The sequence below is a fragment of the Paenibacillus cellulosilyticus genome (genome assembly GCF_003182255.1).
GTDB classification, from domain to species: Bacteria; Bacillota; Bacilli; order Paenibacillales; family Paenibacillaceae; genus Paenibacillus_T; species Paenibacillus_T cellulosilyticus.
Genome location: NZ_QGTQ01000017.1, coordinates 38,203 through 61,695 on the forward strand (window position 1 = coordinate 38,203; position 23,493 = coordinate 61,695).

General features: G+C 50.2%; 19 protein-coding genes. 14 read left to right on the top strand and 5 right to left on the bottom strand.

What is annotated here, in order from left to right; genetic code table 11:
• Window positions 1–32 precede the first annotated feature (32 nt).
• The 4 genes from DFQ01_RS19140 to DFQ01_RS19155 all read left to right on the top strand — a co-directional run bounded on the left by DFQ01_RS19140 (window position 33) and on the right by DFQ01_RS19155 (window position 1,946).
• Complete coding sequence (locus DFQ01_RS19140; RefSeq protein ID WP_110045517.1) at window positions 33–908, top strand: cupredoxin domain-containing protein; 876 nt, start codon at window positions 33–35, stop codon at window positions 906–908.
• Window positions 909–1,079: 171 nt separating this feature from the next.
• A complete protein-coding gene (locus DFQ01_RS19145) occupies window positions 1,080–1,289 on the top strand; it encodes a hypothetical protein (RefSeq protein WP_110045518.1) in 210 nt (69 codons plus the stop codon).
• A 127-nt stretch (window positions 1,290–1,416) separates the two neighbouring features.
• Entirely contained in the window at window positions 1,417–1,605 is a 189-nt protein-coding gene (locus DFQ01_RS19150; protein WP_110045519.1) for a DUF3934 family protein, read from the top strand.
• Between the two features lie 29 nt (window positions 1,606–1,634).
• Complete coding sequence (locus DFQ01_RS19155; RefSeq protein ID WP_425452421.1) at window positions 1,635–1,946, top strand: hypothetical protein; 312 nt, start codon at window positions 1,635–1,637, stop codon at window positions 1,944–1,946.
• Window positions 1,947–2,043: 97 nt separating this feature from the next.
• Here the strand turns inward: DFQ01_RS19155 and DFQ01_RS19160 are convergent, their stop codons facing one another.
• Both DFQ01_RS19160 and DFQ01_RS19165 read right to left on the bottom strand, forming a co-directional pair.
• Window positions 2,044–2,964, bottom strand: coding sequence for an AEC family transporter (locus tag DFQ01_RS19160; RefSeq protein WP_110045520.1), 921 nt, complete (start codon window positions 2,962–2,964; stop codon window positions 2,044–2,046).
• A 27-nt stretch (window positions 2,965–2,991) separates the two neighbouring features.
• Window positions 2,992–3,681 (bottom strand): metal-dependent hydrolase, encoded by a 690-nt coding sequence (locus tag DFQ01_RS19165; protein ID WP_110045521.1) that lies wholly within the window; start codon window positions 3,679–3,681, stop codon window positions 2,992–2,994.
• Between the two features lie 119 nt (window positions 3,682–3,800).
• Between DFQ01_RS19165 and DFQ01_RS19170 the strand changes: the two genes are divergently transcribed.
• From DFQ01_RS19170 to DFQ01_RS19200, 7 genes are all read left to right on the top strand, one after another.
• The gene (locus tag DFQ01_RS19170) at window positions 3,801–4,607 is read left to right on the top strand and encodes a PaaX family transcriptional regulator C-terminal domain-containing protein (protein WP_110045522.1); all 807 of its coding nucleotides are present in this window, start codon (window positions 3,801–3,803) and stop codon (window positions 4,605–4,607) included.
• Between the two features lie 105 nt (window positions 4,608–4,712).
• Window positions 4,713–5,939 carry an RtcB family protein gene (locus tag DFQ01_RS19175; RefSeq protein ID WP_110045523.1) on the top strand — a complete coding sequence of 409 codons (1,227 nt, stop codon included), beginning with the start codon at window positions 4,713–4,715 and terminating at the stop codon, window positions 5,937–5,939.
• A gap of 483 nt (window positions 5,940–6,422) precedes the next feature.
• The gene (locus DFQ01_RS19180) at window positions 6,423–7,058 is read left to right on the top strand and encodes a glycoside hydrolase family 11 protein (RefSeq protein WP_110045524.1); all 636 of its coding nucleotides are present in this window, start codon (window positions 6,423–6,425) and stop codon (window positions 7,056–7,058) included.
• A gap of 100 nt (window positions 7,059–7,158) precedes the next feature.
• Window positions 7,159–8,022, top strand: coding sequence for a formylglycine-generating enzyme family protein (locus DFQ01_RS19185; RefSeq protein ID WP_110045583.1), 864 nt, complete (start codon window positions 7,159–7,161; stop codon window positions 8,020–8,022).
• Window positions 8,023–8,246: 224 nt separating this feature from the next.
• The gene (locus DFQ01_RS19190; protein ID WP_110045525.1) at window positions 8,247–8,744 is read left to right on the top strand and encodes an RNA polymerase sigma factor; all 498 of its coding nucleotides are present in this window, start codon (window positions 8,247–8,249) and stop codon (window positions 8,742–8,744) included.
• Window positions 8,737–9,696 (top strand): hypothetical protein, encoded by a 960-nt coding sequence (locus DFQ01_RS19195; protein ID WP_110045526.1) that lies wholly within the window; start codon window positions 8,737–8,739, stop codon window positions 9,694–9,696. Before DFQ01_RS19190 ends, DFQ01_RS19195 begins: the two co-directional genes overlap by 8 nt.
• A gap of 22 nt (window positions 9,697–9,718) precedes the next feature.
• Window positions 9,719–10,786: a stalk domain-containing protein gene (locus DFQ01_RS19200; RefSeq protein ID WP_110045527.1), complete on the top strand. Its 1,068-nt coding sequence runs from the start codon at window positions 9,719–9,721 to the stop codon at window positions 10,784–10,786.
• 397 nt (window positions 10,787–11,183) lie between these two features.
• On the opposite strand, the gene DFQ01_RS19205 is transcribed toward DFQ01_RS19200, so the two are convergent.
• Entirely contained in the window at window positions 11,184–11,387 is a 204-nt protein-coding gene (locus DFQ01_RS19205) for a DUF2536 family protein (RefSeq protein ID WP_110045528.1), read from the bottom strand.
• Between the two features lie 525 nt (window positions 11,388–11,912).
• Between DFQ01_RS19205 and DFQ01_RS19210 the strand changes: the two genes are divergently transcribed.
• A complete protein-coding gene (locus DFQ01_RS19210; RefSeq protein ID WP_174812528.1) occupies window positions 11,913–14,684 on the top strand; it encodes an ATP-binding protein in 2,772 nt (923 codons plus the stop codon).
• Window positions 14,685–14,752: 68 nt separating this feature from the next.
• On the opposite strand, the gene DFQ01_RS19215 is transcribed toward DFQ01_RS19210, so the two are convergent.
• Complete coding sequence (locus tag DFQ01_RS19215) at window positions 14,753–16,528, bottom strand: ABC transporter ATP-binding protein (RefSeq protein WP_110045530.1); 1,776 nt, start codon at window positions 16,526–16,528, stop codon at window positions 14,753–14,755.
• A complete protein-coding gene (locus DFQ01_RS19220) occupies window positions 16,521–18,290 on the bottom strand; it encodes an ABC transporter ATP-binding protein (RefSeq protein ID WP_110045531.1) in 1,770 nt (589 codons plus the stop codon). Before DFQ01_RS19220 ends, DFQ01_RS19215 begins: the two co-directional genes overlap by 8 nt.
• A 551-nt stretch (window positions 18,291–18,841) precedes the next feature.
• Here DFQ01_RS19220 and DFQ01_RS19225 point away from each other — a divergent pair.
• Window positions 18,842–21,082 (top strand): MrcB family domain-containing protein, encoded by a 2,241-nt coding sequence (locus DFQ01_RS19225; protein ID WP_110045532.1) that lies wholly within the window; start codon window positions 18,842–18,844, stop codon window positions 21,080–21,082.
• The gene (locus DFQ01_RS19230; RefSeq protein WP_110045533.1) at window positions 21,054–23,486 is read left to right on the top strand and encodes a restriction endonuclease-like protein; all 2,433 of its coding nucleotides are present in this window, start codon (window positions 21,054–21,056) and stop codon (window positions 23,484–23,486) included. Before DFQ01_RS19225 ends, DFQ01_RS19230 begins: the two co-directional genes overlap by 29 nt.
• Window positions 23,487–23,493 lie beyond the last annotated feature (7 nt).

Here is a 23,493-nt window from a genome sequence, read left to right on the forward strand (position 1 = left end):
TAGCTTGAAATGGCTGAAGAGGAGGCCCTTCTGTGGCATTGCAAATCGGAAGCTTACTGCTCGTGCTTGGCGCGACGGTGTATTTAATTATAGCGGGCACGGCGAATCGGGCTATTGCGCTCACGCTCGTATTCCTCGCGTCCGTATCGCTTAGTTTTCTGCTCATCGAAACGTTGGACTATAAGCTGGTGCTTGCCGCTATCGCAGCTGGCGTTGTAGGGACTGGGCTGGGTCTTGCTTTCATACGGCGTTATGGCGGAGTAACTGCAGTGAATACCGTGATCACGGGTTGGTTGGGTGCAGGAATTGGCTTGTTCGCGGGTTCGCGATTCTATATCTCGGATGCCGTCATGATCGGCGTCGATCTGACGTTCGTCGTGCTTGCATTCCTCATGCAGAAGGTGGCGGAAAGATACGACCGTAGAGTGCCTGAGCAAGCTGCACCAAATGGGAAGTTTAACGCTGCAACGGGCAAAAAAGCGAAGCGGACATCCCGGGGCTTCTCGGTATCCTTCATGTATGCTGTACTGGTTGTAATAGCGGTTTCCTTCATGCTGACGCATGTGGATCATTCAAGTGCAGACAAGATCGGCCAGACGTCATCCGCTGATGCTGTATACAATGCGGATGAAGGCATTCAGACCGCAACGGTGGAAGTGAACGGTGCTGGCTTTAATCCGCGCAACATTAATTTTCAGTCGGATGCGATGATCAAGCTGGTGTTCCATGTTTCTTCCCTTGCGTCTGACGATATGATGTTCGTCTCGGAACAGCTGAATCTCGAGGCGCCGCTGCATAAGGGCGACAACATCTTCATGCTGAAGAAAGCACTGCCTGGCGTATATGGCTTCACCGTACAGGGCACGAATGTGAAGGGTACTTTTACCGTGAAGGCGGCTTCTAAATAAGCTTAATATGTCGTTCTCCAGAACCCGCCTGCTGTCAGGCGGGTTCTGCTTCTAGTAGGGTCCAGTATTTAATGTCTATGGAAACTCGCCAAGTTGTGCTAAGATTTCATGAGGGATAATACCTAGGCGAACGGATTATTAATGATTGTCAGGCGAGGAGAATCGAGAACAATGGAAGACAACAATAAATCAAATGTCGAGCAATCGACAGAGCCGAAGAAGATCAGCCTTGCTGAAGCGATGAAGCGTAAGCTTGCAGAGAAGAAGCAGGCGCAGTCTCAAGGCAAACACCAGCAATCGCACATGAACACTGGCGTACAGAAGATGACGAGCCAGATTAAGAAGAAGCCGAATAACCAGAAGAAGCGGACTGGCGTTTAAGAGAGAACTTGTTGTGCAGCTCAAGTTAACATGGGCTTGCGTTCTTAATTTGAACAATCTAGGATATCCTGATTCTATACGTTGCATAGGAATAGCAGCAGCATAATAACGGAGTGATCATTGAAGCATGGCTAAAGGCAAGGGTGGTACAGGCAGAGGAACCGATAAGAAGGGCTGGAACCGTTGGCAGGCAAGTGCGAATAGAATTAAGAATGCACCAAAGCCTTATAAGAGCAAGGGCACGAAGGCCAAGAGTGAAGCGGCGGCTGGGGCGGCTGGAACATCCAATGGTAATGGTAATAAAGCAAAGAAATAATAAACTAGTACACACTTAGGAGTGATCGTTTGGGAAAGCATAAGCCAATGTCATTTGATGATTTGTTGATGGAATTGAAAGGCCAGAAGAACGTTCAAGAAGATCCGGGCAATGTCCCGCTTGAGAAGCTGTTCCATGACGCGTTCATGACGAAGCATTCCAATGTGAGCAGCTTCGCAGAGTTTATGGAGAAAGGTAATTTCCAGGCAGACACACTGCGGGAGATTAGCAATATCCAAGACGAGCTATTCGATCGGCATGTAGCAAGAGAGACGAAGTTCTCGAACTGGCAAGCCATGCTGGATACGGCGAAAAAGGAACATAGCGACACGTTGAGCTAGTCTCTGCGCAGCAATAGGGAAGACAACAAAACCGACCTTACATTTGTAGGGTCGGTTTTGTTGTTGGAGGAGAAGTAATAAGGCATGCTCCCCTATTTCAAAACAGAGCCATAGCCAAATCCACAACAACCGTCAGCGTAATGCTGCTCAGCAGCATAGACACGAGAACGGCTTGCGCCGCGAATCCCGGCTCATTGCCATACTCAAGGGCGAGAGCTGCACTGTTGCGAGAGGTTGGGATTGCGCTGGCAATGAGCAGCGCTTGTGCGGCGATTCCGTGAAGGCCAAATAGATAGATGAGTCCGAATGCACACAAAGGCGAAATACATAGACGTACAAGACTGCTGAGCAGGACGGCGGACGTGTTCTGCTGGAACGTGGTCGAAGCAAGCTGGGCACCGATGGAGACAAGTGCGAAGGAGAGCATGCCGGCAGAGATTTGATCCAGCGGCTGTATGATCGGTTCAGGGATGTCGATGTGGAACAGCTTCAATAGCGTCCCCGCCGCTATTGCGTATAGGACAGGCATTTTGGCGAATTGAATGAGTGATTTGGTTAAGCCCGAGGTCGTCTTGCTCGCATTCAGAATCCCGAACGTAAACGTAACGAACAGTTCGAACACCACGACGATCACTTGAATGGACATCGCGAAGGCATCCTGCTTGAAGGCCATCGCATTGACCGGGATGCCGACGTTGCCGTTATTGGTCAACGAGACGCTGTTGGAGAAGCTTGCCGTCAGCGGCTTCGAATAACCCATCATACGGCTGACGCCATATCCAATGGCAACGATGATGAGAAACTGTACGATCAAGAATCCGAAGACGGTAGCGACCAGTTGGCTGGATAGCTCGGATTCATAGATTTTGACGAAAGCCAATGCCGGAACATAGTAGTTCAGAATGAGCTTGGAGAAGCTGCCTAAGTCGAACTTGAATCGTCGGTGGAGGAGTGCCCCAATGGCGATCGGGATGAGGATGGGGATCATAATATGGTAGAACGTGTATAAGATAGACATGGCCTTGCTCCACTCCTTCGTGCTTCTCTAATGAACTTCTATCGTTTGGCCCGGCTCCATGGCCGTCCCCGCTATGCCTAAGTCACCAAGCTTCTCGACGAAACGCTTCCCATCCTGTTGAATCGGTGGATACGTCTCATAATGGATCGGAATAACATGCCGAGCTTGAAGCCACTCCGCTGCGATCAGCGCATCGTCGGGTCCCATTGTAAATCGGTCGCCAATCGGGAGAAAAGCGATATCGATCGCAAACCGCTGACCGATCCATCGCATATCCCCGAACAGCCCAGTGTCTCCCGCATGATAAATCACTTTGCCTTCCATCTCAATAATGAATCCAACAGGGACGCCGGCATAGACGCGCTGTCCATCCATCGTTCGTATCGAGGACGTGTGCGTAGCCTGCGTGACATGAACCCGGCCGAAGGGGTAAGACCAAGTACCGCCGACATGCATCATTTCGGTCTGAACGCCTTGCTGACTGAAGTGGTCAGCAAGCTCCTCGATTGCAATAATCGGCGCCGCATTGCGTTTTGCCACGGTGATCGCATCCATGCTATGATCATCGTGACCGTGCGTAAGCAGAATGAATTGTACGTTAACGTCCTCGGCTCGCGTAACGGATTTGGGGTTAGCGTCAATAAAAGGATCAATGAGGATGGAATGCTGACCGGCAGTCAATTGGACACAGGAATGTCCATGAAATAAGACTTGCATAGTGGTAACCTCCTTGAATATAATCAAAGTAACAACGATCGTTTGAAAATATATTACAAACCTTATTTTGGATTGTCAATACAGTACCTGCCAAATTGTCTTGTGAGGGGGTATTTGCTTTGTTATCGCTTGAGAAACAAATGTTGTTCCTGATCTCCTCGGCGGACGGAATAGATGTCAAACGGCTCATTGAGATTTACGATGCACGGAATGTTGCCGAGCAAGTTGTAAGGAATGCACTGGTGCGGCTGAAGAAGGATGAATACATCCATTCGCTGGAGCGCTCGAAATACAGCATTACGGAGCGGGGCTTGGACTTTATTACGACGATCAACCGGAAGCCGCTGCTGCTGGACAAGCGCTGGGACGGTCAATGGTTGACGGTTATGTTCGAGGTTCCGGAATCGGAACGGAAGAAGCGGGACGCCTTGCGCAGCGATCTGCTGCAGCTTGGATTCGGACCATTATACAAAGGTGTATACATTACGCCTTGGGACTACGCGGAGGAAGTGCTGCGTTTTGCCGAACAATATGACCTAGGGGCTTGTTTGACGCTATTAAGGGGATCGTTCATCTATCAATCGCCGACGCCGCTCCGTGCGAAGCAGCTGTGGCCGCTGGAAGAGTTGAATGAAATCTATCGGGGCAGGATGGACTGGTTCAGAACCGAGTTTGTGCCAGCGGCTGACCGATTGCTTGAGGCGCCTGCCGATGGGCTGGCGATCTTCGTTCGTTTTCTAGAGCTGGGTGAATTGCTGGCTGAACTAAGCTTAAGCGATCCGATGCTGCCGCAGGAGCTGCTTGATGAGAGCTGGCTCGGGAGAGCATGCTTTGGGGAGATGCAAGTTTATTTGAACAAGCTGGCGAATGCAATCCCGACCACCTCCACGTATTATGCTTTCGTTTCTCGGCTTCTTCAAGGATAGCCCGGTTGGAATAGGGTCGATGATCGGTACTCGTCGTAATACTTCCACCGTGTTCATCTGACCCTGAGCATGTGACAATAGCTCCAAGAGGAGTGGAATGAAGTAATGGCCTATCAAACCATTAACGGCGTACGCGTCTGGGGAAATCCCGACGACGGGGCGCTGTCGCAAGCATTAACCTGTTCGGAGCATGGCAACGTGGTGCAAACGCTGTTGATGGCGGATCATCACAAAGGGTATAGTCAGCCGATTGGCGGAGTCGTCGTCTATGACGGTCAAATCTCACCATCTGGCGTTGGCTATGACATCGCATGCGGGAATAAGGCTGTAAGAACCAACTTGAAAGCAGCGGACATTAAGCCAAGATTGGCGAAGACCATGGACGAGATCGCTCGGCGCCTCTCCTTTGGCGTGGGTCGAGTTCATAATGATAGGGTCGACCATGAGCTGTTCGACGATCCGGATTGGGCCGTGTACAAGGCGATTGGCAAGCAGGAGCATGACAAGCTGAGGGCATTGGCGCAGAGCCAGCTCGGCACGGTCGGCAGCGGGAATCATTTCGTGGATCTGTTTGAAGAAACGGCGACGGGGCAGTTGTGGATCGCGAATCATTTTGGCAGCAGAGGGTTCGGACATAAGACAGCTAGCGGGTTCCTCAACTTGGCTGCGGGCAGAGAATTTCTAGGGAATGCGCCCGGCGAGAAAATGGATCAGCCGCCGGTTCTCCTTGATCTGAGCAGCGAACTCGGAGATATGTACTACCGTGCGATGAAGCTCGCTGGACGCTACGCTTATGCAGGAAGGGATTATGTGATCCGGCAGGTGCTGTCCATTCTGGGCGCGGAAGCGGAGTATGAGGTACATAACCACCATAACTATGCGTGGAAAGAGACGCATAACGGTAAGGAAGTCGTTGTCGTTCGTAAAGGAGCGACGCCGTCGGCACCCGGTCAGGTTGGTTTCATCGGTGGCAGCATGGGAGATATCTCGGTAATTGTGAAAGGCAAGGACAGCACCGAGAATCGGGATGCGTATTACAGCACCGTTCATGGAGCGGGCCGGCTGATGAGCCGGACTCAGGCAGCTGGCAAGATGAACTGGAAGACGCGTAAGCGCAGCGGCGGCCAAATCACGTCCAAGCAGATGCTGGACGCGGTTCGGGATTTCGGCGTCGAGCTGCGCGGAGCGGGGACGGACGAGAGTCCTTTTGTATACCGGAAGCTGCAAGAAGTGCTCGACGCCCACAAGGAGACGATCGAGGTCATGCATGTGCTGAAGCCAATCGGCGTGTGCATGGCCGGGGCAGATGAGTTTGATCCGTATAAGGATTGATCGACTAGAGACATTGATAGTATTCCCTATAATCATTCTCTACGGAATACTTCTAATTACGTATGTGACAGGGTATTTGCTAGAAAGAAATCGTGTTTAGTAAAAGGAAAGTACCATAACATGCAATCAACCTCCGAATCCTTTTCGATGAATGGGATCTGGAGGTTGTTTTGCTATTTGGGTCAGTTTAGGTGCACGATTGAGTTGTTTAAAAAAATGATCTAAAAAAAGCAAAGTTCAAACTAGAATTTGTGAAGTGAAATGTATGCGCTTACTTGGTAATATCTAGATGCGCTCGAAGCGGACGAGTTCATCGTGCAGGGCGCATAAGGGTTGTCACAATGAGAGGAGGGACAAGCCGAGAACATCTGAAAGTCACGGTATGAAGCATGCACTGCAGCAAGAATCGATCCACAGGATAGGGTAACGATAGCTTTGCAGGACGCAAGTGACTAATGTTCGAATAATAGGAGGGTATTAGTGATGATGAAATGGACGAAGAAAGCGATTGTGACAGTTCTGGCAGCAACAATGAGCATGGGTATGTTTGCGGCAACTTCAAGTGCAGCGACTGATTATTGGCAGAACTGGACCGACGGCGGCGGTACGGTTACTGCGACGAACGGATCGGGCGGCAATTATAGCGTCACCTGGTCGAATACCGGTAACTTCGTTGTCGGTAAGGGATGGACTACGGGCTCTGCGTCCCGGACGATCAACTACAATGCTGGCGTATGGGCACCATCTGGCAATGGCTATCTGACGCTTTACGGCTGGACGCGCAATTCGCTTATTGAATATTATGTCGTGGATAGCTGGGGCACTTATCGTCCTACGGGAACGTACAAAGGGACGGTAACGAGCGACGGCGGCACGTACGATATCTACACAGCGACGCGCACGAATGCACCTTCCATTGATGGTACGGCAACCTTCACGCAGTATTGGAGCGTTCGTCAATCGAAGCGGGCGACTGGCAGCAATGTTGCAATCACATTCGCTAACCATGTTAATGCCTGGAAGAACGTAGGCATGAACCTGGGCAGCAGCTGGTCCTATCAGGTTCTGGCGACGGAAGGCTACCAAAGCAGCGGCAGCTCGAACGTAACGGTCTGGTAATCGGTTGAGGAATGGATGGCGGAGGACTGCCGGCTTTACAGCCGGCGGTCTTACGCGTTTCTGAGCAGCAATTGGAGACAAGCCCATGGGAGATATCGCGATGAGAAGATTATCGATGAGCTTTGCATTAATCGCATTGGCCGTTGCTGTCAGCGCTTGTTCGCAAGCCTCGCCGGCTGCGACGAAGGATCAAGCCCAGGCGGGTCAGCTTATTCTCGTTAAAGGTGGGACATTTAAGGATACGAAGTCTAATTTCTACGGACACTCCATCGCTTTACCTGACTATTATATCGGCCAATATGAAGTAACCCAGCGAGAATGGATCGAAGTGATGGGAGGCAATCCCTCGCAAAACAAAGGCAGCGGCTTGCCCGTCGAGATGGTCAGCTGGTATGACGCGATTGAGTACTGTAATAAGCGAAGCGTCAAGGAGGGTCTTACGCCGTATTATACGATCGACAAGAGTAAGAAAGATCCGAACAATACGAGCGAACATGATACGGTCAAATGGATTGTCACGATCAACGCAGAAGCTAACGGCTACCGATTGCCGACAGAAGCGGAGTGGGAATACGCTGCAAGCGGCGGTCAGCTGAGCAAGAGCTATACGTATAGCGGAAGCAACGCGCCAGATGAAGTGTCGTGGAACTGGCGGAACGCGGGCACAAAGTATTTGTCGGGCGATTGGAATTGGCCGCTTATTGAATCCAATCATAATACGACCAAACCAATCGGAGGCAAGAAACCGAATGAGCTAGGGCTCTATGATATGTCCGGCAACATTAGGGAGTGGAGCTGGAACTGGTATGGGGACGGACTGGATAATAGCAGCGGCGCTTTACGGGTTGTAAAAGGCGGCGGCTGGCTGGGTGACGTAGTGAGCAACGAGGTTTCTTACCGAGGCAAGTTCGAGGCGAACGGCTTTGGCCCCGATCAAGGCTTTCGGGTAAGCCGGAACGGATAGGGCGAGCCATTCTTAACATTGGATTAGGAGCGAATAAGGATTGGTCTTCCTGCAGGCACAGGAACCCACGAATGATACGTAGTCGAAGAAGCCCGCAATCTCATCCGAGATTGCGGGCTTCTTCGACTTTGTGCTGCCACCAAATGTTCATATCATTTTTTTCTATGCTGCACCAAACATTTCGTGCGTTTCGTTTGTGTTACTAGAGAAGGGGGTCATTCACCATGGAGGAGCCCTTGCAGCGTACGAGCAAGGACATCACTCAAATCTACCAGCGTCATGTCCACACCGTCTACAAAGTCAGCTTCATGCTGCTGAAGAACGTGGTCGACGCGGAAGAAGTGACGCAGACCGTCTTCCTGAAGCTGATGCAGTCGGATGTAGCTTTTCGTGATCACGAACATGAGAAAGCTTGGCTGATCGTTACTGCACGTAATCACAGCCGTAATGTACTGAAGCATTGGTGGAGGCGCATGCGAACATCGCTTGAGGAGACTGATCAGAAGCAGCTGACCGAGCAGCTTAAGCATGACGATACACTTGGCGATGTGCTGGCTTTGCCTGCCAAGTACCGGCTGCCGATTTATTTGTTTTATTACGAAGGGTACAGAACGAAGGAAATTGCGGAGCTGCTTGCTGTGAATGAAGCAACAGTCCGCACACAGCTGCATACGGGCAGAAAGCTCTTGAAGCTGAGGATAGGCGGTGATAGCGATGACTGAGCAGGAGCTGATCGAACGCCTAGCCCGAATGGGGCCTACAGAGACGCAAGTAGAAAGAATGCTGAATCAGATTATGAATCCGTCCGAAGCAAAGCCGAAGCGGCGATGGAGCTGGGGTTACCGTATCGCGCTGCCGGCAGTGCTTGGATTGCTGCTCCTCGTAATCGGGCTGCCATTCATCATGAATGGAGCAGAGGAGCCTGTCTGGGTCCCGCTTAAGCCGGTTGCATCTCCGGCCCCGATGTCAATTTCAATCGAACCTCGGGGATTGGATTTGACCCACGCGAGCGACGTTCGCAAGTTTCTGAATTATAACGGCAGTCGGTACGAGTTTCTGAACAACGGTGAACCGTATGACTTGTCGGAATGGAAGCTCGGGGAGAACAAGCCGCTGGGGAAGCTGGACGATGACATTACGGCAGATGTGCAGGCTGGCGGAACGAACGGATACGCGAGTCAAGATTTTGGCACGACTTATCTTGTCGGGGGTATCTTGTATAAGCTGCCTGGCTATGACCCGGCGTTCCGATTGGTTGTTGAACAAGATGGCCGCTATTATATCGTCCAGCTAGTGGGCCGTGCAGATGATAGCAGCATGACTGCCAATGAATACGTGGAGAGTGCTGACTTGGACAAGCTGGCCGACCGAGTGGAGCTGTTGGATCATTCCAGCAAGCTGCTGCATACGTGGTCGACTCCGAAGGATGTGCAGGAGTGGATCAAGCACATCGCCTCTTTCGAACCGGCGGGCAAGCTGACGAATGAGCAAGATGAGCAGCTCGCGAAGGCGGACAGCTCAGGTGAGACGTATACGCTCCGCGCAGCGTTGAAGGATGGCACCACGATCGATATGAAGCTGACGCCTGAGATGCATCTTATCGCTATAGGGGATAGCCAATACAAGCTGTCTGACGAGTGGCTTGCGACATATTCGTATCTATTCGATCACTAGATAATTGAGAGGATGAGAGACAATGAACACAACGATGAAGAAAGCTTTTGTAGTACTTACGACTGTATCCTGCCTGATGGGTGGAGCCTCGATTGCGGCTGCGGAGCAAGTGGAAATTATGCCGATTAGCGCACCAATCACAGCGGTGCCAATCAGTGCGCCGATCGAAGCGGTGCCGATCAGCGCTCCGGTGTATGAGATCGGACACAGCAATCTACTGCCATCCGTCCGTGTATACGGTCAAGCGGCTAAGATCGAAGAGAAACGAATTCTGCTAGAGAATAACAACGAGAATGATGCGCTCTCGTCGGTAATCGTGAATATTAGTGAGGATACGCGAATTCTGAATGCGGTGACCGGCATGCCGATGAAGCTGGAAGACATTCGCGAGAACGAGACGTTGTATGCCTATGTGGGTCCGGCCATGACAAGGAGCTTGCCGCCTATGGCCCATGCAGAGCTGATCCTCGCAGGCATTCCAGCGGACTTCGCTGTACCGACGTTTGCCGAGATCGAACGTGTAACGAGAGGCGAGGACGGCTCGGTCGTAATCGGAACGAACCGCGATGCAGAGTTCGCCGTAACGGCGGACACGACGCTCTCCCCATACCTGACGATGAACATCATTACACCTGAAATGCTTGTTCCAGGCCAGAAGGTACTGGTCTGGGAATCGGCAGCAATCGATGGCGAGCAGGCGGCGAACGTCGCTGACAAGGTGATGGTATTCCCTTACGGCTACAAGGGTTATGTATCCGCGAATCTGGATGGCATCTCGGTCAATGGCGATAAGGTAGAGCTATCCGAAGGCGAAGCGCCGTTCGCGAAGGACGGTCAGCTCATGCTGCCGCTGCGTAAGGTGGCAGAGGCGCTTGGCTACGAGATCAAGTGGAATGCGGAAACGCGGAACATTGAGGTTGTTAGCGGCGAGGATGTCCTGTACAGCCTGAAGCTGCGCGGCACGGAAGTAACGACGGCAGATGGCGAGACGCGCGAGCTGCGCGCAGCAGCAGCGCTTGAAGGCGGCAACACCTTCCTTGCAGCAGACGATTTGATCGACTTGAACGAGATCAAATACGTAGAGCAATAACGGTCGCTCGAGATCGACGTTACAATTCGCACACGAAAGATCCTCAGGCTCCACTGTACAGTGGAGCTTGAGGATCTTTTGTCTGAATGAGATAAGCGTCAGCATGGATATCCTTCATCAACCCAATGATAATTCCTGCAAATGTGCAGCCGTATTGCGTTGCGATGAAGCTAAAGCTCCCTAAGCCTACAAATGTGCAGGTTTTGAGTACATATAAGCTGCTAACGATTAACTACGGTCGAAATACCTGCACTTTAGCAGGCTTGTCTTCCATGGGTACGTCAGTACCCCGAGATTTCTGCACTTTGGCAGGTTTGTACCATCGTCATCGGGTATGAACCCGCACGTGCTCCAAAAGCGACTTTAGAGCAGCTGCATTTTACGAGAATATACAGTCCTAAGCTTTAAAATGCACCACCGCGCTGTAATGCATCTTCTTGTGGTTATGATCAAATACGACGTTGTGCGTAACGGCATGCACTTGCAGCATAAGCGCTTTGTTCTTCTCGATCTGTTCTTCGATCTTCTTCTCCAGCGTCTTCATATCATAGGCCTCGAAGCATTCGACCTTATCGGTTATCCGTTCAAGCATGAAACTCATTAATGCTCACCTCTACAATAGGGTATAAAGCCCCCTATCTCAGCCGAGATCGGGGGCCTCTTGTGTTCATTCTACCAAAAACATGTCCTAAGCTTCCATCTTCTGCTGTTACTGTTTAAGGGACGTTGGATGTCTGATAATTCAGCTAAATATCGTCAAAATTCGACAGAGAAATGTCAGGTAATGGTTGTTATAGGAGGCTGATCCTTTTGTATGGTTATTGTTTCCTTTATAATCAATAGTAAATAACGAGACTTTAGAACTAGGTCGAATATACCATAATGGGTTGGGCGGGAAATCGCAGTTATCCGCAAGGTGTCGTACGCCTTCTTATTCTGGCGCTTATCCTCGTGAAACGAAAGCAGTTCCCCCCCGGTTCAACTACACGAGCTGGCGGGACTTTATTCTAACGGGAGTATGCTTCCGATTGAATAGATGGTTATATGGAGCGGAATGGAAGAGCCTTTGTACGATTTGGACGATGATGAATATATTCTGTTTTGGACATGGGAGAGTTTGAGGCGAATGAAATATTACCGAATGAAACGGTTTGACGTCGAGGACAAGAAAGACAGCTACTACGTGTACCATGGCAAAGAGGAAGTCGAGCTGGAGCTGAACGCAGGCTTCACCGCTGCAAGAGATTTGTTGGAATTCATTCATTACGCATCAACTCCGGAGAAGAAGGTCTCTCTATTTATCCATTACGATGAGGAAAAGCTGAGGTACTACGTGCAGGCGGAGGGCATTCCGATTATGGAGCAGCTCCAGAGCTGGGTTCCGCGATGTGAATGGGTGGAGGAGGCGTTTGTGCCGGATACTTCTTTCGCCAAGGAGAAAATCGTGCTGCGGGGCTCTGCTTCGCCGCTTATTCTGAAAAACAGGGATGAGAACCTGCTGGATGAGCTTATTCAGGCGATGCCGCATGAAACGTTTCTTATTCAGGTGAAATTCGGTGTTGAAGATGCTCCGTCCATTCGTAATCAGCTCGGCAATCTGGCGCAAACGATCGAGAGTATGTCTAATCAAGCATCGGTGCAGGCCGGGGAGCAGGCTAATCTATTGGGCCATGTCAACAAGCTGGTGGCGGGCGGAGATCATCCGTCTTATCAGCAGAAGGACATTCTGGAGAATCACCTATTCACGTTGAAGAGCCAAGGGGCTGTATTTTCATCAGCCGAATTCATCATCTACGCCGGTGCTGGCCAAGCATCCCTCCTTGCATCGAAGATGGAGGTATTCGCTAGACGCTCGGGTTCGCTCTCTCTTCAGCGGCTTCGTAGAGATGAAGCCTCTCCTGTGGCATTCTTAAATTACACCAACTCACACAGTCTAGCCGCTCTGTTGGCATTCCCGATGAGCTCGATTCCTGGCTTCAAGTTGAACCGCAGGGTCGTTTTTGGTGCAGATCTGGTTAGTGTCTCAGGCGAAACGATAAATGTTGGTATGCTGACCCTTGCACATGAGACGAAAGTGCCGGCAGCACTCCCGTTAGCAGATTTGACGAAGCATGCGATTGTAACTGGCGTGACGGGCAGCGGGAAGACGAGCACGATTAAGAGCCTGCTTATGCAGGTGTATGAGCACAAGAAGCCGTTTCTGGTCCTTGAGCCGACAAAGACGGAATATAAATATTTGGATGCCGTAATCCCAGACTTGAAACGATATGTGCTTGGTATCGACGGGGCATTCAGTCTGAAAATAAACCCTTTCGCCTTTCCTGAACATATTCACGTGCAGACGCATCTGGACCATTTGAAATCCCTGTTTATCGCAGCCTTCCCGATGTACGGACCTATGCCTTATATTCTTGAGACGGCATTCTATACTATCTATAGGCGAACGGGTTGGGATTTCGTATCCGGGCGCAATATATACGCATCCCAGCTAAGTCGGGATCAGCTCTTTCCGACGATGGAGGACTTATACGCAGCCGTTGATCCGGCAATCGAAGCTGTCGGTTACTCTGTAGATTTGTCTAGCGATATCCGTGGAGCATTGAAAGTGAGAATCAAGAGTTTGCTCAGCGGAGCCAAAGGGGCTATGCTGAACTGCCGGGCAGGAAATGCCATCGGAGAACTGCTGCAGACGCCTGCGATCGTGGAATTGGAGCATGTTGGCGACGAGCAGGAGAAGGTATTCCTGATGGGGTTGTTGTTCATTTCGATCTATGAGCATTATGTTTCTGAAGGACTGAATCATGCGGATCTGCAGCATCTGCTCGTCATGGAAGAAGCACACCGCCTATTGGAGAATGTGAAGGCTTCCGGTCATCAAGAGTTGGCCGATAGGAAAGGCAAGGCGGTCGAAACGTTCAATAACATGCTCTCCGAAATTCGGACGTATGGTCAGGGGGTTCTAATTGCTGATCAAATTCCGAACAAGCTGTCGCCTGACGTTATGAAGAATACGAACTTAAAGATCGTGCACCAATTATTCGCTAAGGATGACCGGAAGGTAATCGGTAATGCAATAGGGTTGAAGCAAGAGGAAGAGGACGAACTGATTCGCTTGAAGCCGGGAGAAGCTATTGTCTTCCACGGCCGCACCGACAGAGCAATCAAAGTCCGCGTGCATGTAACGAAAGAAACGCTTGCAAGCAACCGCAGAGACGTGCAGCGTGTAGAGACAGCAGCCTTCCGAGTGGAAGATTTCCTGATGCAGCAGGAAGGTTATTTGCGCAAATGCTTCCGATTGATCCATACCTCCCTGTTGTTCCCGGACTGGAGATCGAAAGCGGAATTAAGCGCTATAGCCTTAATGGAAGACGATTATGGGTTAACCATACCGGATAGAGAACAGCCCTCCTTATGGAAGAAGCTGCTGGAACGATATATTCGAATGAATCATTATGTGAACAACATGACCTTCGTACAACTCACTCGATTGATGAATGAAATGGAAAGCAGCTCGGACCCGTTCGGCTTCATGCTTCAACGTATGGGTGAGATTATTCGAAAGTTTCATGCAGAGCATCCTATGCAGCGGTTTTCAAATGTTTTCTTGCGGTATCAGCAATTCCGATTCGCATATCCTGCTGCCCGGGAGCAGTTCCTTGGGTTTGTTGCCAGTCAGTCGAAACCTATGCGCTATGACAAGATATTAATTATTGATCAACTGCTGAAGAAGGCAGGCATGCAGCAGCACTTTGCATTGGAGTTCATGACGGCAGAGCAGCGTAAGCAATTATGTTATGCAGTGGTGCTTGTAGAGCTTGATGATCAGCCGGATTGGCTTGAAGCCTTTTTTGATGTACGGGATATACGTCCGAGCAGCATTGTACGGTATGGTCGATAACTAGCAGGAAGCCCCCAATCTCAACCGAGATCGGGGGCTTCTTGTGTTTGTTCTATGCAATATCGATCTTAAGCTTCCATCTTCTGCGCCGTGTACAGTCTGTAGTAACGACCGCGCATCGCGATCAGCTCGTCATGCGAGCCGGACTCGGCAATGCCTTTGTCCGCGACATACATGATGCGGTCGCAGTTCTTCACCGTCGAGAGACGGTGAGCGATGATAAACGAGGTACGGCCTTTGAGCAGCTCGTTCAGCCCCTTCTGCAGCAGGCGCTCGGTCCGTGCATCGATGGACGAAGTTGCTTCGTCGAGAATGAGGATGCGCGGGTTCGCGAGCAGCGTACGTGCGAACGAGATGAGCTGACGTTGACCTTGCGACAGCTTCGAGCCGCGTTCGTTAACCTCGGTCATATAGCCATTCTCGAACTCGCGAATGAATTCGTCAGCGCAGACCGTCTTCGCAGCGGCGATAACCTCTTCTTCGGTAGCGTCGAGTTTACCGTAACGGATGTTGTCCATAATCGTACCGGAGAAAATAAAGCTGTCCTGCAGCATGATGCCCATCTGGCTGCGGAGCGATTCCAGCTTCACTTCGGCGACATCGTGGCCATCGATTAAGATACGGCCATCAGATACGTTGTAGAAGCGGGAGATCAGGTTGACGACCGTCGTCTTGCCGGCGCCTGTTGGACCTACGAGCGCGACGCTCTCGCCTGCTTTGATGTCGAACGAGAGATTTTCGAGAATGTTATGACCCGGATCGTAAGCGAACGTCATGTTGTCGAACGTAACGCGGCCTTGGATTGGCGGCAGCGTACGTGCATTCGGAATGTCGCTGACCGTCACTGGCTCGTCAAGCGTCTCGAAGATACGTTCCAGATACGACACGGCGTTGATGAAGCTGTTGTACAAGTTCGATAAGTTGAGAATCGGCTGCCAGAAGCGCGCTGCGTAGCTGCTCATCGCGAGAATGACACCGAAGGTGATTTCTTCTGGGCCAAGCGTAATCAGACCAACGAAGTAGATCGCCGTCGTGACGATGGTCGCCAAGTTATCAACCGAGAACGGGATCAGGAAGTTGAAGTACATCGCGCGCATCCACACATTGCGATAGTTCGTGGACAGACGCGTGAATGTCCCTTCGTTGCGCTTCTCCCGTGTGAAAATTTGCGTGACGCGAATGCCGCTGATGCTTTCCTGCATGTACGCGTTCATATTCGAGCTTTTGTTGGATACCGCCTGCCAAGCGCGGCGCTGCTTATTCTTGATGAGCAGAATAACGCCGGCGAAGATCGGCAGACCGCCAAGAATAACGAAGCTCAGCTTCACATCGACCGCAAACATGAAGATCGCGATGAAGATCAAGTTCAAGATCTCCAGAATGAAGTTGATAATACCGTTCGACAGAACGTCGGATACCGAGTTGACGTAGTTGACGACGCGGATCAGGATTTTGCCCTGCGGGCGATCGTCATAGTATTGGAACGGCAGCTTCTGCAAGTGCTTGAACAAGTCGGTACGGATATCGAAAATAATATCTTGTCCGACGCGCGTCATGATCCGCGAACGGATCGTGGCGAGAATGACGCTGACGATAATCGTCAAGAGCGTCATGCCTGACCAGAAGAGCAGCGCCGACTTATCCTTGGACGGAATCGTCACGTCAACGACGTGCTGAATGATGAGCGGCGCCGACAGTGCGACACCTGCCGAGATCGCGCTGAGCAGGAAGGCGATGATCATCGGCTTCTGCTGTTTGCGAATGTAGACGAGTGCGCGTTTGAAGTGCTTTATATTGAAGGGAGACTCCAGGTTCTCGTCGATGTCGAATTTATTTCTAGCCATGCGTAGTCGCCTGCCTTCCGATGCCTTCGTTCTGCAGCTTGAATACTTCGTAATAATAGCCGCGCTTCGCGACTAGCTCACTGTGCGTGCCTTCTTCGATTACGCGGCCGTTATCCAAGATGAGGATACGATCCGCTTCTGCCGTCGTGGACACGCGCTGGGCGATAATAATCTTCGTGCAGTCGAAGTCAAGCTCACGCAAGCTTTTCTGAATATGCTCCTCCGTCTCGTTATCGACAGCCGAAGTCGTGTCGTCGAGAATGAGAATTGGAGGCTGAACCGCCATCGCGCGAGCGAGGGCGATACGTTGTTTCTGTCCGCCTGACAGGCCAACGCCGCGTTCACCGACGATCGTGTTGTAGCTCTCCGGCATTTTGCGAATAAAATCATCTGCTGCCGCCAGCTTGGCGAACTCCACCACATCATCTTCCGGCATATCCGGATCGCCATAGGCGATGTTGCCGTCGATCGTGTCGGAGAACAACAGAACGTCCTGCGTTGCGACGCCGATGTTGCCGCGCAGCTCATCGAGCTCCAGCTCCCGTACGTCCTTGCCGTCAACGAGGACACGACCCTTGGTCACGTCATAGAAGCGCGGAATCAAGTTGATGAGCGTTGTTTTGCCAGAGCCTGTTGCGCCCATGATCGCAATCGTCTCGCCCGGCTTGACGGTAAAGTTGATGTTCTCCAGAACGGTCGCATTGTCGTACTTGAAGCTCACGTTCTCGAATTGGATCGTGCCTTTGTAGCGGCGTTTCACTTCTACGTTGTGCCCGTTGACGATACGCGGCTCCGCGTAGTAGACGTCGACGATCTTCGTAAGGCTCGCGAAGAAGCGCTGAATATCATTGATGATGATACCGATGTTGCGCATGGGGTTAGACAGACCCCAGATAAGTGCAGAGAATGCCGAGAATTCACCGAACGTAATGCGGCCGTCCATGACGAGCATACCGCCGACGATCATCAGAATAACGTTGAATGCTTGCGCGAACGTCTCCAGGTACGGGAAGTAATCGAGCCATACCATTGCCGCGGCTTTATTGGCTGTGGAATAGTTGACGTTCTTCTCCGTGAACTTTTGAACCTCGAACTCTTCACGCGCGAACGCTTTGACGACGCGGTTGCCCGCGATATTTTCCTGCGTGATCGTGTTGAGCTGGGACAGCTTCTCGCGAAGATCCCCATACATCGGACGAACACGTCTTGCGAAAATAAATGCCACGATGAAAATCGGAGGCGACAGAATGAGCAGCCACCAAGTCAGTTCCGCATCAATATAGAAGAAATAAACGACGGCTGCGATGAATACCGTTAGCGATTCGACGATCGTCTTAATGATCCACGCCATCGTGTGACGGACCATATCGAGGTCACCGGTCATTTTCGTCATCAGGTCGCCTGTGCGGTTATGGTCGTAGTAGTGCATGTCTTGACCTTGAATCTTGTTGTACAAGAAAATCCGAACGCGATACAGCATGTTCTGCGATGCGCGCTCATACAACAACGTTGTAAAGTAGGCCATGCCTGTACGCAGCAGGGAGAAGCCGATCATGCCTAAGCATAGGCCGATAAGCAGTGACCGCTGGCTGGTCAGATTGTGTACCGCGTCGTCGCCCGTGATGAACGTATCGACGATACGCTGGCCGATGTACGGGTTAATGATCGTAAGCGAACAGCCTACGACTGAGAGAATGAGCGCAAATATGTAACGTGCCCGATCCCCTCGCAAATTGTGCCAAAGCCACTTCAGTTGAAACATTTGTTTGATCACCAGCTTCTGTAAGTTGTGGATTATCCAATTCCGGGAGGACTACTCCCAAATTGCAAACTATGGAGATTATAACACGCTTACAAAGAAAGCCACCCGACACAATTCCGACACAGAACGGATAGGGGGGCAAAATATCGGAAGGCGGGAATTGAGCGCCCCTTAACCTTACTTTTTCGCCATATGTTTCGGATATGCTTCCGATTTCGCCGTAGTTCTTTATTATTACGAGAGGGTTAAGGATTATTATATTTACCAGTGTTGAAATGACTATTTTATGGTAATTTCAGAGGCGGGGTGGGATGGGTTAAGCGTTCGATTGGTAGGAGTGTTGGGCACCGTTGACTTTGGTGCTGGTGGTTGGCCATCCGTTAGATAGTCTAGCAATTTATTCATAGGATATTGTCTTTAGTAATGAATTTTATTATCTTTCAAGCATTGTATTAATTATACTTAGAGGATACAAAAATCGACTTGTCGAATAGGAGAGCGTACAACACGCTCTTTTTTTTATTTTCTTTATTTACTAGGAGGCATACAGCATGTCGCAATTGCCTATGGAACTGCGTGATATATTCAAGAACAAACAAAAGTCCTACAAAATGTCTCTTATTCATTGTCTTACAATTGAAGGTATGTATGACGTTCAAAACGGTGTTCACATCGATGAATTGGCAGAACGATTCCGTACCCACTATCAGAAACGCGACCACGTCGGACTTCCAATCGATCTTCCTCCAACCTATATCGGTGATTCGTGGGCGACGATCACTATTGCTGAGGTAAAGACGATTATGCAGAATCCCATAAAAGCACTAGAAAAGATTCTTATGAAAAATGCTGAGGATGTAGTTCAGTTGCGTCCTGATCTTGTTAGTCAACTACATGAATCACAAATCGATGAGCTTCGCGAATACGCTAAACGTGAAGAGAACGCTTATTACGCTTCGATTTCATCTACCATCCCTTTACGGGACAATTTGCTTGAAGTCATGAACTCCTACGTTCAGGCTCGGACTGAATCGATCAAAGAACATCCAATCGACCAGCTTGTCCGTAAAACAATCCCAGACGAGCTTCGGAAGCTTCCATATATTCAGCAACCGCTGATTGTTCAAGGCTCGGTAGGTAAGGGGAACTGGGCTACGATTCCTTGGATAGCGATTATGAACGAGCAGATAACAAAATCGACTCAATATGGAGAGTACCTTGTTTATTTGTTCGCCGAGGACATGTCAGCAGTATATTTGACGTTCTTGCAAGGCGTTACTGAGCCGCTAAAGCAAGGGAAGAAAGCTGCATATCAATATCTGCAAAATAAAGTTATTGAGATTCGAAAAGTGGTTCCATTGGAAGGTATGAATAAAGATAGGAACATCATTTTGACTGAGAGTGGCGGGTTAGGCGATGCTTATCAAGAATCGACTATTGCCTACTTCAAATACACCAGAGAAACAATGCCCTCCGACGAGCAGCTATTGGCCGATCTCAGAGCCATGATCGATAACTATACTCTATACGCGGAGAGGAGACAGGTGGCTGTGACCGCAGAGACGAACCTGCATGAAGAGACGGAAGCATTCGAAGTCGAAGTGCCAATTCTGGAAGACCATCTACGTGTCCAAGAGAGGGTCAATCAAATCAAGACATTCATCGCAATCCGCGGCTTCAGCTACCCTGGCAGCTTGATCGAGAACTTCTACCTCTCGCTTAAGACGAAGCCTTTCGTTATCCTAGCCGGTATTTCAGGCACAGGTAAAACGAAGCTCGTCAAGCTATTCGCCGAATCGCTTGGTGCAACTGAACAGAACAAGCAGTTCGCCCTCATCCCTGTTCGCCCAGATTGGAGCGACCCGAGCGATCTGATTGGCTACCAAGACCTCGCCGGTAAGTTCCGTCCTGGTCCGCTCACCAAGGTGCTCCTTGAGGCTATGCAGCCAGCCAATCGGAACAAGCCATACTTTATCTGTCTAGATGAAATGAACCTCGCACGAGTAGAACACTACTTCAGCGATATGCTCAGCATTCTAGAGACCCAGCGGCGTGAGGGGGAACGTATCGTTACAGATACGATTGTTCCACAAGAGCTGCTTCAAACGATGGAGAACGACGGGACTCTCTCCATCTCGAATCTCGTTATTCCAGACAACGTGTTTCTGATCGGAACGGTCAATATGGACGAGACGACGCATCCTTTTAGCAAAAAGGTACTTGATCGCGCGAACACGCTGGAGTTCAATTACATTCGTTTAGACGATTTTCCGATGGAGCGCTCAGGTGATTCAGAGCAATCTGAGGCCGTTCCCGCTAGCTTCCTGAAGGCCGACTATCTTGCTCTTCAAGATGCCTTCTCTGAACATCAGCAGCTTGTGAGAAGCACGACCGGGCAACTCGTAGAAGTGAATCAGATTCTTGAGGAGCTGCATGCTCACGTTGGTTTCCGTGTCCGTGATGCGATCTGCTTCTATATGATTTATAACCAACGATTTGAACTACTGGATGAGAATGCGGCCTTCGACACGCAACTGCTCCAGAAGATTCTTCCTCGTATCCAAGGTAGTAGCCAGTCGGTGAAACGAGTTCTCATCGCGCTGATGCAATTTTGCGTTGGCAAGAAGGGCGGCAGTATGTCGGATCTTGAGATGGACTCGTCCGAACTATACAAACCATGGCGAAGCTACAATGAAACACCAGAAGCACGCTATCCTCAGAGTGCTCGCAAGCTAGCCTACATGCTGCGGAGGTTAGAAGAAGATGGATTCACTTCTTTCTGGCTCTCCTAATGAAAGCCGCGAGCTGCTGCAGCTACGAACGAATTTGTTCGATGTGTATATCAAAGGCAAGGCGTATCACCCAACGGTAGAGACGCTCCAGCTTCATCGCGAGAACGAAGGAACGCGGATGAAGACGGAGATCACGGCTACAGTATTGAATGAACAGATTCAGCTTCAGGATTACAAGCTATTCTCGGTAGCTTCGCAGGATTGGGTGGACGGACTTACGGAACAGGCGGAACCATGCTTCTACGAGACGCAATCCTATGAGCTTATTATTGAGAGTCATACGGATCAGAAGATTGAGTTCTTCCATGTGAGTCCGTATCTGCGACAAGCCGTGAAGCCAGTCGGGCGGAGTGGGAGATTGTTCTCAGGCGTGCTCCAGTTCCAGAATGAGATCGGTTATACGGATCTAGAGATCCGTCTGAACGGACAAACAGGCCTTAAGCTCCAGTTAGAGATTTATCCGACGAAGCTAGATTATAAGCGGGATTACCATGCGATTCTGAATGAAGTGAATCAGCAAATCTATAACCTGTCATTTGATTTCATGCGCAAAACCTATCAGGCCACAGGACTAACGCAGACTAGCTCGCAGAGCTTGACGGAGTATTTTACGATACTGCGCAATGTCTTTGATCAGTTAACGGGGGCGATAGAGCGCATCGATAAAATGCCTCATCATCGGATGAATCAGGAGCAGCACATTCGAACCGCAGACAAAGTGAAGCGGGCAGGTAGTGAAAATGTCGCATTCCTCGCGAAGCGTCCACATCTGTTAGTTCAAGACCATAAGATTGGTTTCATTCCGATCGGTACCGAGATGTACCGTCCTACGCAATTGCTCGAGACGAAGCGGAAGCTAGACTACAACACGAATGAGAATCGGTTTCTCCGATGGATGTTAGAGCGGATTGATCATAAGTTAGCCGATCTTCAAGCGATTGTCACCGATAAGAAGCGTCGTTCTCAAAGTCCTGATCCTGTTCTTCTCGATCAGATTAAACGAATGAAGACTGTACTTAGGCGGTTGCTCCAGTTTGATTTTCTCCAGCAGGCGGGGGAGATGCGGCATTTTAACATTTCGATGGTTCTCCAAATGGCACCGGGATATCGGGAAGCTTACCGAATCTATCTGATGCTAATGAAGGGCCTGTCGATACAGGGTGACCTATTCCATGTATCAATGAAGGATCTGGCTCAACTCTATGAATATTGGTGCTTCCTCAAAATCCATGATTTATTGGCGAAGAAGTATCGACTGTTAAAGCAGGATATCATTCGAGTGAACCGAAGCGGACTTTTCGTAACATTAGATCGAACGCAACGTGCGAAAGTAGATTATGAAAATCCGAATAATGGTGAACGATTCACGCTCTATTACAATGCTCTGCCTTCCGAGGATCAGCATAAGGAGCCGCCGACATTAGCGCAGAGGCCCGATAATGTGCTCACCCTTCATAAGCATGATGGTCTGGGTCAGTCGAAGGTTTACAAGTACGTATTCGATGCCAAGTATCGGATCAATCCTGCCTTCGAAGGGTCTTGGTACCAACGCCAGTATGGTCAACCTGGTCCAGAGGAAGACGATATTAATACGATGCATCGTTACCGTGATTCGATCGTGTATCAGGAGAAGGGTTCTACAGAGTATGAGCGGAGCATGTTCGGCGCGTATGTATTGTTCCCGTATGCGGATGAGGAGAAGTTCCGCACGCATCGTTTTTACCGTAGTATTGATTTGATTAATATTGGCGCATTCCCGCTATTGCCGGGCAGTACGTCGTTGCTGGAAGCTTTTCTAGACGAGCTCATTCTTGATAGTCCGGAAAAAGCATTCGAGCGCTCCACCCAGCCTCGTGGTACGAAGCCTTATTACGAGAACAAGCTCAGCGGACGCAATATGCTCGTTGGCTCTATGCGTACAGGTCAGTTGGAAGCTGTACTGCGAGGCAGCAGCTACTATATGCCTTTGAAAAATCTATCCGATCACAAGGTGCTGACCTCGTTAGAGTATATAGCGCTGTACCAGTCTCGGAAGCAATTTGAACATGAAGCTGGTGTTCAGTGGTATGGACGTATTACAGATTGGCGGATTGTCAAACGACGTGAAATTAAGGAGCGGCCTCCGACCGAGGGGACAGAAGAAGAACTGTATGTGTACTACACAATTGAACAATGGCAGCAGCGTAAGACCACGATCGAGCCCGGGGGCCAAAGTGTTTACACCTGTCTATATACGACCAAGTATTTGTTCGACAATGCGCTAGAGCTTGCTGAGCTCCGATTGGAGAATGAGGAACAGCTACGTGAATGGCGGGAGAAACGTCGTCGCGGTAAGGTGAAGGTCCGGTTAGATAGCGAACATGTAGATTTGGCGGAAAATGTGATTGGAATAGAGCTTGAGTGATGTCTCA

What these genes read in the sequence shown, in the direction of transcription:
- DFQ01_RS19230 (WP_110045533.1), top strand. Translation starts at nt 21,054, where the DNA reads ATGGATTCACTTCTTTCTGGCTCTCCTAATGAAAGCCGCGAGCTGCTG.
- DFQ01_RS19220 (WP_110045531.1), bottom strand. Translation starts at nt 18,290, where the DNA reads ATGTTTCAACTGAAGTGGCTTTGGCACAATTTGCGAGGGGATCGGGCA.
- DFQ01_RS19190 (WP_110045525.1), top strand. Translation starts at nt 8,247, where the DNA reads ATGGAGGAGCCCTTGCAGCGTACGAGCAAGGACATCACTCAAATCTAC.
- DFQ01_RS19175 (WP_110045523.1), top strand. Translation starts at nt 4,713, where the DNA reads ATGGCCTATCAAACCATTAACGGCGTACGCGTCTGGGGAAATCCCGAC.
- DFQ01_RS19145 (WP_110045518.1), top strand. Translation starts at nt 1,080, where the DNA reads ATGGAAGACAACAATAAATCAAATGTCGAGCAATCGACAGAGCCGAAG.
- DFQ01_RS19210 (WP_174812528.1), top strand. Translation starts at nt 11,913, where the DNA reads ATGAAATATTACCGAATGAAACGGTTTGACGTCGAGGACAAGAAAGAC.
- DFQ01_RS19200 (WP_110045527.1), top strand. Translation starts at nt 9,719, where the DNA reads ATGAACACAACGATGAAGAAAGCTTTTGTAGTACTTACGACTGTATCC.
- DFQ01_RS19180 (WP_110045524.1), top strand. Translation starts at nt 6,423, where the DNA reads ATGATGAAATGGACGAAGAAAGCGATTGTGACAGTTCTGGCAGCAACA.
- DFQ01_RS19225 (WP_110045532.1), top strand. Translation starts at nt 18,842, where the DNA reads ATGTCGCAATTGCCTATGGAACTGCGTGATATATTCAAGAACAAACAA.
- DFQ01_RS19205 (WP_110045528.1), bottom strand. Translation starts at nt 11,387, where the DNA reads ATGAGTTTCATGCTTGAACGGATAACCGATAAGGTCGAATGCTTCGAG.
- DFQ01_RS19165 (WP_110045521.1), bottom strand. Translation starts at nt 3,681, where the DNA reads ATGCAAGTCTTATTTCATGGACATTCCTGTGTCCAATTGACTGCCGGT.
- DFQ01_RS19215 (WP_110045530.1), bottom strand. Translation starts at nt 16,528, where the DNA reads ATGGCTAGAAATAAATTCGACATCGACGAGAACCTGGAGTCTCCCTTC.
- DFQ01_RS19150 (WP_110045519.1), top strand. Translation starts at nt 1,417, where the DNA reads ATGGCTAAAGGCAAGGGTGGTACAGGCAGAGGAACCGATAAGAAGGGC.
- DFQ01_RS19195 (WP_110045526.1), top strand. Translation starts at nt 8,737, where the DNA reads ATGACTGAGCAGGAGCTGATCGAACGCCTAGCCCGAATGGGGCCTACA.
- DFQ01_RS19185 (WP_110045583.1), top strand. Translation starts at nt 7,159, where the DNA reads ATGAGAAGATTATCGATGAGCTTTGCATTAATCGCATTGGCCGTTGCT.
- DFQ01_RS19160 (WP_110045520.1), bottom strand. Translation starts at nt 2,964, where the DNA reads ATGTCTATCTTATACACGTTCTACCATATTATGATCCCCATCCTCATC.